Raw genomic sequence first — 12,080 nt, forward strand, 5'->3', positions numbered from 1 at the left:
GTTTTGAGAGAATATATAGAAAATCAAGATCGACTGCTGTAATGTTAGTAAGATGTAGGCTTACATCTCCACCTAAACTCTTCGAGTTATAGGTGGAGAATTACGCCTATTTGTTAAATCTTTCGATCTCATCTTAATCTTTGCATCTAGTTTTGTGTATCCGTTTTTATATCCACAAACATCTTTACACTCTTGGCTACATAAAGATCCAGTATGGTGCTTTGTTGTCCGTAAGTGACCACTTTTTTCATGTTTTGGGAATCGTATGCACATTAGTGCGTTTGCAATCTAATATAGAGAGGCAATTGTTATATCTAGGATTGTAATTTAGGCCAATGTATTAAGTACTTAAGAGCAATTAACAGAACATCTTTAATACTTAGTATCAGCTACCTACAATCCCATATATCACTTGCGCTACTGTATAGAAAGTTTTCTCAATCAATGTGGTTATCTAGTTGGCCACTTTGGTTTGTCTTAGCAACATATGCCTTAAACACATAAAAGTTGTCCTGAACAGGAGTTAGCCGGATGAAGAAACTAGGCATTATTCAAAGCGTTTACGCAGGTTTCGGCCTGTTTATTGGCTTGATGTTTGTCCTTGCTGTTATCACCTTATTTAAGGTTATCAGCATGGATTCAGCTTTAACCGCAGTTAATGAAGACTATGCTCCAAAGCAACGTCACGCCATTGATATGCGTGGTGCATTGCACGACAGTGCAATTGCTATCCGTGATGCCGTGTTATCTAAGGACAGTGGCTCTAGACAAAGACACTTTGATGTTGCTACCAACCTGATGCAAGACTATGCTCGTGCTGACTCAGCCTTAGATCAAGCCATCGCCATCGATAAAGATATTAGCGCTGAAGAGGCAAGATTGCATCAGCAATTAAAGTCTATTGCCTCAGAAGGCAGCAAGTATATGTCTGATGTACGCAATCAAATTACCAGCGGTAATTTAGAACAAGCACGCGACATCATCGTTTCTGACTTTGGCAAGTCTTCTCAGGCATGGCTTGATGCTATCAACGCCTATATTGATTATGTTGAGGCTGCAGCTGCTAAAGAAATTACCCACGTTAATAACATCACTCAGCTGCTGTTAATCATGATGATTCTTGCAACCGTCCTTTCTGTGGTTGCTGGTATTGTCATCGCTATGGGTATTATCAATAAGATCAAGCAAGTTATTGGTGGTAATCCAGAAGATGCAGTGCTTCTTATCAATAAGATCTCCAAGGGTGATATGACCATCCATGCTGAGACCAACTATAAAGACTCCATCTTAGACTCCATCAACAACCTCTCTAGCGAGTTCTCTGCAATCATCAAGAGCATCTCCGACACTACTAATGGTTTAGCTCGCTCATCATCTGCATTAAGCCGTCTTGCTCAAGACAACTCTCAGATTACCATGCAGCAGCAAGAGCAAACCCGCAACGGTACAAGCAATATTCAGCACGTAACTGAGGCTGCAAGCAACGTTGCTCATAAGGCATCTGAGGCTTTAGATGTTGCTCGTAAGTCAGAAGAAGAGGCTGATCGTGGTAATCGCGAAGTTGATACCACTATCGACAGCATTAACGATCTTGCTAAGCAGCTTGCATCTGTATCAGCTTTAACCACCCGTCTTAACGACGACTCACAAGAGATCGGTAAGGTAATTCAGATCATTGCTGACATCGCAGAGCAAACTAACCTCCTGGCGCTGAACGCTGCTATTGAGGCAGCGCGTGCTGGTGAACATGGTCGTGGCTTTGCCGTGGTAGCAGATGAAGTTCGTGCTCTTGCAGGACGAACCAAAGAATCCACCAACGGCATTATTCACCTCATTGAGTCCAACAAAGAACATACTGCCCATGCTGCAGAGGCTATGAATCTGTGCAATGAGCAGGTTGAAAAATCAGTTGCGCAATCCCGTAGCGCTGGTGATTCTCTTACCTCCTTAAACAACACTGCTCAAAGCTTAGCTACGATGTCAAATAATATTGCAGCCGCTGCTCAAGATCAGATTAGTCTCCTGCAGGACGTAAGCTCAAGCTTTAGCGTGATTAACGATATGGCAGAAAAGGCCTCTAATGACTCCCACGAGATGGCCTCTCTTGCCGCTGATCTTTCCGAGCAAGCAAACTCTCTGCAACAGAAGATCAATCGCTTTAAGATCATGCACTAATCAACATAAGCTGCACGCATACATAATCTAGGTGCAGCTACAAAATTCAGCTAGCCTTATCAATTAAAGTAAGGCCCTTCAAGCCCCGCCATGAGATCTTGCCAAGTGCATTTCATCATGAGCGGGGCTTTTTCATGGGACACACCCTATCCAACTAAACCTTAGCAGCAGGCAGCACTATACCCCACTAATTAGCACTGCCTTACATAGTACACTGAACGTCCCCTGTAACCTGCACTTACCATGTACTCTGTAAAAGCCACTTGCACTTCACAAACGCAGGCATCAGCTAAAGATAAGCGCAAAACTCTCGCACCTCACTAGCGCATCGAGATCAACTCTAATCACCAAGATCACTAACCCACATAAAATAGCAGGATCACCGCTCCTACCAAGATCAGGTGCTACTGCCAAGATCACCTCTCCTTCAAAGATCAGGTGCTACAGCCAAGATCACCAACCCGTATGAAATAACTAAGATCACCAGCAACCCAAGCTTAAGCGCAATTGCCAGGATCATTAGCCAAAACAAAGCATCTGTCTTGGTCATGCGGACTAGCTTTGGCTGGCAGCACCGTTGGTTTTAGCATCAGCATGTTAAGATTTGAACACTATGCGAAACAGCGCCCGCTCAGAGCAATGGTAAGTTTGTTGATCTTTTAGAACTGCCCTTGGCCGTGATTGATGCTTGCATGAAAAGATTCAGGCGATACCTTAATTAATTAATTGACTTGCATGCCATATGAAAAAGGACACACTCATATCGCTTATGAGCAGCTTGTTGTATATGCTTATTAATCGCTCTTGCTTGATTGATAGCATGCAGTAGCTGTACTAAGATACGTTTAGCTTTGATTGCTCTATTATGATGGTTCTTGAGTGAGTGGCTCAACCTGTTGCCTACACTAAGAACCCCACATTTGCATGCATCTTCAACTGTAGTTCTACTCGTCACAGAGGTGTTCTTATGCAAGATTTCCGTCTTAAGGTTTTTTATGCAGCCGCAAAGAACCTATCTTTTACTCTTGCAGCTCAAGAACTGTATATCTCTCAGCCAGCTGTTACTAGGCATATAAAAATTCTTGAAGATGAATACCAAGTCATGCTTTTTGAGCGCAATGGCAATAGCCTTGAGCTTACATATGCAGGCAAACTTATGCTGCAGCATGTTGAGCGTATCTTGCATGAGTACCATAAACTTGAGTATGACATGCATCTATTGAATAACGTGCATGTTGGACAGCTACGCTTAGGCGCAAGTACCACTATCTCTCAGTATGTGCTACCACCATATCTAGCCAAATTTATTGAGAGCTTTCCACAGGCAGATATCTCGCTTATTAATGGCAACTCACGCTTTATTGAGCATTCATTAGACGAGCATAATATCGACTTAGGATTGATTGAAGGTGTTACCCGTCTGCCTATGCTTACCTACACTCCATTTTTAGAAGATGAGCTCATCATCCTTACTGGCAGCAATAACTCCATTGCTAAGAAAGGCAAGTTAAGTGTAGAAGAATTTAAGCGCTTGCCTATTGTGTTACGTGAGCGTGGTAGTGGCACCTTAGACTACATAGAAAAAGACTTACAAGCATTGAATATTAAGTTTTCTGAACTCAATATCCGTATGTACTTAGGTAGTACTGAAGCTATCAAGCTCTTTATGCAGAACTCAGAATGTCTCTGCATCTTGTCAAAATCCGCTGTAAAGCGAGAGCTAGAACAAGGCATTCTTACTCATTTGACTGTTGATAATCTTACTTTTAAGCGCACCTTCTGTTTTGTCCGTACCCAAGGTCCACAAAGCCCACTAGTCGATCGCTTTATCACCTTCATTCAGCAGAGTATGAGCTATCAAAAAGCCGCATCCAACTAGCAAAGAAGCTTAACTCAAGAACCAATTGCCCACTTATTCAAGACTTACATACACAGCCACTAATCACTACTCTAGCCGTCTATAAAGGCAAGTGGGCTTGTTAAACGTTAAACAACACCTTTAACAAAGCACCAATCATCCCATTAAATCCCCATAGCTTCTTCATAACAAGCATTTATAGGCAACTTAATGCATGCCAGACCAATACGTGCAACTTCTTTGTTGTGGTTATAACATTTGGTTATAACTTATACAAAAATGATAGTGGCGTGTTAGAGGTACTGAGAGTATCTTATAGGCCGTTGAACAGAGCAATGCATACAAAACAATAATGTACATGGTTATCTTGCTCCATGCCGTTCTTGTCAGTTTACTGCATAACGAAAATTAATCGTAATACTCTGCTTATTGATTTTGGTCAACTTAGTATCGAGACAGCATGTTTACAAAAGCAAATAGAGCCAATACTTCTCATGGCCTCTTACTCATCATCTTATTCTCCATGGCAGCCTTCTACCTCTCAGAACTTGAGTGGGTCAAGAGCATGAGATTAAGTCCACTCATCGTAGGTATCATCTTAGGCACCATCTACGCAAACTCTTTACGTAAAAAACTCCCAGAAGATTGGGTTCCTGGCATTCGTTTTTGTACTAAGCAGATTCTTCGCACTGGCATTGTTCTGTACGGCTTCCGTCTTACTTTATCTGACGTATATGCTGTAGGCCTTCCTGCCGTAATCGTTGATGCCATCATTGTAGTAGTCACCTTAAGCCTTGGTATATTCCTCGGCAAAATCTTAAAAATGGACTCTCAGACTGCTCTTATGACAGCAACTGGTAGCTCTATTTGTGGTGCTGCAGCAGTATTAGGCGCTGAGTCTGTAGTTAAGTGCCCAAGCCATAAAACTGCAGTAGCCGTATCAACTGTGGTGATCTTTGGCACTATTGCTATGTTCTTATATCCAATTATGTATCGTTACGGTTTACTCGATAACTTAGGCGATATGGGTACAGCTATCTACACTGGCGCTACTTTACATGAGGTTGCCCACGTAGCTGCAGCTGGTAACGCAATGGATCCAAATGACTCTCTTGGCATTGCAGCCACAGCTACCATCACTAAGATGATTCGTGTGATGATGCTTGCCCCAGTACTCATTGTGTTCTCAATCTTGCTCTCTTATGCAGCTAAGAAAAAAGCACAAAGCTCTAACGGTTTAGCAACACAAAACCATGAGCGCGGCAAAATCACTATCCCATACTTTGCAATTGGCTTTATTGCTGTAATCGCCTTAAACACCATGCTCCAGCAGATAACTGGTGCTCCAACAGTTAAGGATATTCCTTTAAACGGCACCATTGAGTATATCGATACCTTTTTACTTACCATGGCAATGACTGCCTTAGGTACCGATACTAGTCTCGATAAGTTTAAGCAGGCCGGTGCTAAGCCATTCTTACTTGCCTCACTGCTCTTTGTTTGGCTTTTAGTTGGAGGTTACTTCTTATCTCTGTATATCCCACAGCTATTAGCCTAACCCTCAACACGCAACTTTAGGGTTTTTAGACCAAATACCTAAAACTACATAATCTTTGTTAGCGTCTCAGTTTGCGCATATCCATCAGCTTTAAAGAGATTGTTACAAAATTTTTAAACAAAACTCTTAACAGCAAGATGCACTGAGACGTTAATAAGTGAGTCGAGCACTGAGCCCAAATAACTCTATTTTTCTAAGTACAAAGCGCTCACAGACTCTCAAGCAACAGTTCCTATCTGAGTCTAAAGCACTACAGCGACAAAACTATCCAAGTCCTAATTAGCTACTCAATAAGAACCAAATAAGTGCCATCGCCAAGAAAATGCCTAGCCGCATCTTCTACGCCATCGCGCACTAAGAAGTCATAAATATTTTTCCAATTCCATGTACTGTATGCCGTTGTCTTTGACAGCGGCTTTCCTAGTGCCTCATCCCTTCAATAGTCCAATCCACACCGCTCCTAACAAGCACACAAGCCCTCCCGAGCAAACAAGCCATCCCAAGCAAACGGCTTTTTCAAAGCAAAAATCTTAAGCGCAACTTCCTCTACTCATCTACACATGATTGCAATATCAAAAGATCAAAAGCTCACAAGATCTGATCAGCTAAAGAGCTGAGGATCTAAGGATCATAGCCACACATTCAGCGCCTAAAAATCACCAGACTTGCGTAAACCGTTTCACGAACTATTGAAAAAACACAGCCTTAAGCATCGACTAATGCACTACTGTAGTGAAAAGCACTTTGACTTAAGAACCATCATCTAAAAAATATAGACTTGAGCCATTAGATTAATAACTACGTGTAATGCTTACTTATTGTACTCAAAGATAGATTTGAGCTTGCTCACGCTTGACACTGCAAGCTCCGCTCTATTGCGTAAACTATTAGCAATAATGCTAAAATGTAAGCTCGAACCGTATACCTTAAGGTGGTTGCGTTGATAGCAGATAACAGCTCCGCAGCCGTGGGATAGACTTTAAGGATACGGTTCTACTTTTTTTAGCCATCCCAAAATGCATCCTCTTAAGGTGCTTACAAAAAGCTTTTGTACAGCACGACAGCACGCCCTACCTTGCTCTAACTTTTTAGCATCAACTTAGCATGCACCCATCGACAGAGCTCTTTTCTCTGCTAATTGCTCTTAAATTATTGAAAGTCCCTGCATTTATTTCGTAACTATAAGCCAACCATTCCCTGAAAATCAGCTTATGTAGCTTAAAGCTCATCCAAAGATTGCAAGCATCTTCTCACTTATTGCATCAGATAAGCTAAGAGGATTCGACAAAATCGCAATTGATTGTATTATGTGTCTTTCATTAGCTATAACCAGGCTAATTGTTTTCGTATAAGCTAAACACGTTCTAGTACTTTTACTTATTTCGTCTTAAAAAAATATGAAGAAGCTCTTCTCTCTTTTTAATGTCTGTCTGTTTGCCGCTGCTGCGCTGTTTAACTCTGCATGTAACTCACTGCCAGAGGGCGCAACTGCACCTAAACTTAAGATTGAAAGTCTAGCCTTAAGTCGCCAGGACAATAATCCAGTTTTCATCATTGCCTATACTCTGCAGCACGCCTCACCAGAGCCGCTGCCAATTATTGGAATCAGCGCTGATGTGTTCATCAAAGAAGATAAGGTAGCTACCTTACATGAGGAGTATAAGAATAAGACCTTAGAGCCTAATAAGCTTGAGCGTTTTGAGCTCGTTGTTCCTGCAAACTTAATGGGCTCTGCAGGCGCTGATTCTCTTGTAAACAATACCTTAATCATGCTGCAAGGCTCATGCGCTCTTACTGTCAGCGTAACCGATGATACTGAGCTAAACTCTTTCAACCCAGTATCCTCATACCAAGGCCTTGTTAAGGTAATCAAAGAGTAATTAGCAACACCTTATTAAAGGTAAAAAAATGACAAGTCCGACTTAGTCATTTTGAGCAAGATACTCGAGTTTTTGTGTGTTCATGAGTAGACTTAGCATGTGTTCAGCTGCTGAGCCTCATGCTACTTTGTACTGTGAACCAAACTAAGGAATCCAGATAATGGCTTTCACTTTCACTCAGTCCTTTGATCCACGCATTGGCACTATGCAGAAGATCTTTGGCGTGATCTATGTTCTTATCACCCTGGTTGCTATTTCATTAGCTTTCTATGTTCGTTCTATAGGCCAGGATGGTTATTTACAGTTCTTCATGGCAGCCTTATTTGGCATTATGGCCCTGAAGTCTTTTTACATCTCCAACCGCGTCAAGAACCTCTTAAAAAATGGCGTTTACTTTAAGGCTAAGGTAGATTCAGTTGAGGCTGTTCGCGGCATCACCGTAATCAAGGGTATTGTTGAGATCCCTGACTTTGGTCCTATCTATATCGAGTCACGTTTAGCTGGCGAAACTCCTGCCCGTGAATTACAGCGTTACTTAGATGAGCGCAAGCAAGAGTTCTTACCTGCTTTAGTAGTTGGTGCTCAAGGCAAACATCCACGTGGCATGTTCACCATCAAGTGCAAGAATGGTCATCTTGATGAGTCTAGTGCCGAACTTCAAGATGAGAACGCTCAAAAGTCAGCTAATGAGCAAGAAGCTACACCAAATAGCGATGCTGCCGCCACTCAAGCTACTGAAACAGCCCAAACTCCATCAGCCGAAACTGCACAGACAGCTGATAATGAGCAAGCAAGCCCTGATGCTGAGCCAAAGGCAGAATCAGAAAATAACGCATCTGAGACAAAGACTGAGTCTGACACAAAGACTGACGCCGAAGATAGCGTATCTGAGCCAAAGCTAGAGGCTAAGGCTCAAGATAGCGAGCAACCAAAGAAAGACTAAATCACGGTTGCAAGCTCTAAACTACAGCAGATATTAAGAGCCTACTAAATTGTCCTGCACTTAGCTTTTGCCTCTAGATGTGCACTGTATAGGTTCTTATATTGCTTATAAAACATCATTACCCATGATAAGCGAACCCTCTGGTTCGCTTTTTACTTGCATAGTTGCACTTGCTTGCATATCATGGATGCTTATATTTTTGGGGTTTTCCTTAGAAATACTATATAGAGGCTCAGGCTTTAGCTGTCTAGCGCTAAGACAACGCTAGCACTTAGTATCTGCCTTAATAGCCTTCGTGAATTTTACTTAGGAGCACATCAATGTCTCTTGTCTCTATCAAAGAGGTCTTGAACCATCAATGCACCATCGGTAGCACCATTACCGTTGGTGGCTGGATCCGTACCCGTCGTGATTCTAAAGCTGGCTTTTCATTCTTAGCAGTAAATGATGGCTCCTGCTTCAATAATCTTCAGGTCGTAGCTCCTGCAGATTTAGACAACTACGAATCTGAAATCTTAAAGCTCACTACCTCATGCTCAGTTATCGTTGAGGGTGAGTTAGTTGAGTCTCAAGGCCAAGGTCAGTCTGTTGAAGTTAAGGCAACTAAGGTTCAGGTATTAGGCTTCGTTGAGGATCCTGACACCTATCCTATGTCTGCAAAGCGCCACTCTGTTGAGTACTTACGTGAGTATGCACACTTACGTCCTCGTACCAACTTAATGGGCGCTGTAATGCGTATCCGTAACTCTCTTGCTTATGCACTGCACTCATTCTTCCAAGAGCGCGGCTTTATGTGGGTTTCAACTCCACTCATTACCGCCTCTGACTGTGAAGGTGCAGGTGAGATGTTCACCGTTACTAACTTCGACCTAGATAACCTGCCAAAGAACGATCAAGGTAAAGTTGATTACTCACAGGACTTCTTCGGTAAGCACTCTTACTTAACTGTATCTGGTCAGTTAAACGTTGAAACCTATGCTTGCGCATTTAGCAAGGTATACACCTTCGGTCCAACTTTCCGTGCTGAGGACTCTAACACCTCACGTCACTTAGCCGAGTTCTGGATGCTTGAGCCTGAGATGGCCTTTACCGACTTAGACGGTTGCGCCAAAGTAGCTGAGGACATGCTCAAGTACGTCTTCAAGCGCATCTTAACTGAGCGTGCTGATGACATGGCTTTCATTGCTGAGCGTGTCGACAAGGACGCTATCAACCGCTTAGAGAAATTCATCAATGCTGACTTTGCTCAGGTTGATTACACCGACGCTGTTGAGATTTTAAAGACCTGCGGTAAGAAGTTTGAGTACCCTGTAGAGTGGGGTATCGATCTGCAATCCGAACACGAGCGTTACCTTGCTGAAGAGCACTTTAAGTCCCCTGTAGTTGTTAAGAACTATCCTAAGGACATCAAGGCTTTCTATATGCGTCAGAACGACGATGGCAAGACCGTAGCTGCAATGGACGTTTTAGCCCCAGGCATCGGCGAGATCATCGGTGGTTCTCAGCGTGAAGACCGCTTAGAGCTGTTAGATAAGCGTATGGAAGAGATGGGCCTTAGCAAGGAGTCTTACTACTGGTACCGCGACCTGCGTCGTTATGGTTCCGTACCACACTCAGGCTTCGGCTTAGGCTTCGAGCGTTTAATTGTATACATCACTGGTGTTGGTAACGTACGTGACGCAATTCCATTCCCACGTACTCCACGCAACGCTGACTTCTAATTTATAGAAATCAATTTTTCTAGAGCATAAGCAGCCTCATCGCTGCTAAATTCCTTAAGGCCCTGCAGCTTTTGCTTCAGGGCCTTTTTCATTCCTAGCTACAAAGCCCCAAATTCTGTAAACGTAACTGTCTATAAAACATAAGCAATGCACCCGCATAAATCAGTAAAAACAGATAAATAAGCTATCGTCACTAACAAACATTCATCACCAAAATTAATGTTCGTTTAGTACTAAGGCTACACAGTGCCAAGCCCGTTAGAATGGTTAGAAGAGCTCGATTCAAGCTCCACCAGAATTTATATGCCACGTGCCAATACTTCACAGGTATGAGTGCTCGTAGCAGTACTTAGTTGAGGTAGATACAATGGCAGTATATGTAAACACAAATTACAGCGCCCTTCAGGGTCAGCGCTACTTAGGCAACGTCCAGAACCAGCTGACTACCACATACCAAAGATTATCCAGCGGTATGCGTATTAACAGCGCTAAAGATGACGCTGCAGGCCTCCAGATCGCCGATCGTTTAACCAGCCAGATCAACGGCCTCAACCAAGGTAACCGCAACGCCTCTGACGGTATTGCATTAGCTCAGACTGCTGAAGCAGGTATGGACGAAATCTCTGGCATGCTCCAAAAGATCCGTACCTTAGCAGTTCAGGCTGCTAACGGCACCAACACAGCTGACGACAAGGCAGCTCTTTCAAAAGAAGCAAGTGCTTTAGCTAATGAGATTACTCGTATTGCTAATCAGACAACATTTGCAGGCAAGAAGATCTTAGCAGGTCAGCAAGAAAACACCGACACCATCTTCTCTAAGGCTGCAACTGCAGATAAGAGCAAAGCAGGTACAATTACTCTGCAAGTCGGCTCCAATAAGGGCGATACCATTGCGTTCCAAATCGACAACATGAAGTTCTCAATTGCATCTAATCGAGCAGATCAGAACTTTAAGCTCGATGGCGCAAACAACGCAGTTGTTGACATTAAGAATAACAATATTGCTTTCCTCTTCTCTAAGGCTGACGCATCATTAGTAATCTCTCACATGGATAAAATGATTGCTGATGTAGATGGATTACGTGCCAACTTAGGTGCCATCCAAAATCGTCTTGAGAGCTCTATCCGCAATCAGTCTAACGTTGCTGCTAACGAGGCTGATGCTCGCTCACGTATCCGTGATGCTGACTTTGCTGAAGAGTCTGCTAACCTTTCTCAGCAGTCCATTATCCAGCAGGCAGCTGCTTCCATGCTGATGCAGGCTAACACCCGTCCTCAGCTTGGCCTGAGCTTATTAGGTTAGTCGGGGGATCAGTAAAATGGCAGTATATGTAAATACAAACTACAGCGCTCTTCAGGGACAACGCTACTTAGGTAATGTCCAGAATTCCCTGACCACCACATACCAAAGATTATCCAGCGGTATGCGTATCAACAGCGCTAAAGATGACGCTGCAGGCCTTCAGATCGCCGATCGCTTAACCAGCCAGATCAACGGCCTCAACCAGGGTAACCGCAACGCATCTGACGGTATCGCCCTTGCTCAGACTGCTGAAGCAGGCATGGACGAGATCTCTAGCATGTTGCAGAAGATCCGTACCTTAGCAGTTCAGGCCAACAACGGTACAAATACAAATGCTGATAAGCAAGCTCTTGCTAAAGAAGCCTCTTCATTAGCAACCGAGATCACTCGTATCGCTAAGCAAACAACTTTTGCAGGCAAGACCATCTTAAACGGTAAACAAGACAACTCAATTGACCCATTTGTGCAAGGTGCTGGTGCAGCTGGTGCTAAAGGTGATGATATGAGCATCACTTTACAAGTAGAATTTAGTGAAACACCTCTGAAAGACTTTTTGGTGCTGCAATCTCGCAAACTTGTCTTTTCCCGCGACTTAGTTTGCCACTAATTCTTTTCGTTCTTACACTAAATTTATTGCTTTTA

7 protein-coding genes and 1 pseudogene are annotated in these 12,080 nt (G+C 43.1%); all 8 read left to right on the top strand.

Features of this window, described 5'->3' with window-relative positions; translation table 11 throughout:
• Positions 1–531 precede the first annotated feature (531 nt).
• Complete coding sequence (locus RDO37_RS10475) at positions 532–2,175, top strand: methyl-accepting chemotaxis protein (protein WP_308499044.1); 1,644 nt, start codon at positions 532–534, stop codon at positions 2,173–2,175.
• A 967-nt stretch (positions 2,176–3,142) separates the two neighbouring features.
• Positions 3,143–4,054, top strand: a complete 912-nt coding sequence (locus RDO37_RS10480; protein ID WP_308499045.1) for a LysR substrate-binding domain-containing protein — start codon at positions 3,143–3,145, stop codon at positions 4,052–4,054.
• A 439-nt stretch (positions 4,055–4,493) separates the two neighbouring features.
• Positions 4,494–5,591: a YeiH family protein gene (locus tag RDO37_RS10485; protein WP_308499046.1), complete on the top strand. Its 1,098-nt coding sequence runs from the start codon at positions 4,494–4,496 to the stop codon at positions 5,589–5,591.
• A 1,397-nt stretch (positions 5,592–6,988) separates the two neighbouring features.
• Positions 6,989–7,471: a hypothetical protein gene (locus RDO37_RS10490; protein ID WP_027939387.1), complete on the top strand. Its 483-nt coding sequence runs from the start codon at positions 6,989–6,991 to the stop codon at positions 7,469–7,471.
• Between the two features lie 160 nt (positions 7,472–7,631).
• Entirely contained in the window at positions 7,632–8,414 is a 783-nt protein-coding gene (locus RDO37_RS10495) for a hypothetical protein (protein WP_308499047.1), read from the top strand.
• Positions 8,415–8,734: 320 nt separating this feature from the next.
• Positions 8,735–10,135 carry an asparagine--tRNA ligase gene (asnS, locus tag RDO37_RS10500; protein ID WP_273326660.1) on the top strand — a complete coding sequence of 467 codons (1,401 nt, stop codon included), beginning with the start codon at positions 8,735–8,737 and terminating at the stop codon, positions 10,133–10,135.
• Between the two features lie 367 nt (positions 10,136–10,502).
• Entirely contained in the window at positions 10,503–11,438 is a 936-nt protein-coding gene (locus RDO37_RS10505; protein ID WP_308499048.1) for a flagellin, read from the top strand.
• A 16-nt stretch (positions 11,439–11,454) separates the two neighbouring features.
• Positions 11,455–11,919, top strand: a pseudogene (locus RDO37_RS10510) (flagellin); the annotation flags it as partial.
• Positions 11,920–12,080 lie beyond the last annotated feature (161 nt).

It is taken from the genome of uncultured Anaerobiospirillum sp. (assembly GCF_902485895.1).
GTDB lineage: Bacteria > Pseudomonadota > Gammaproteobacteria > Enterobacterales > Succinivibrionaceae > Anaerobiospirillum > Anaerobiospirillum succiniciproducens.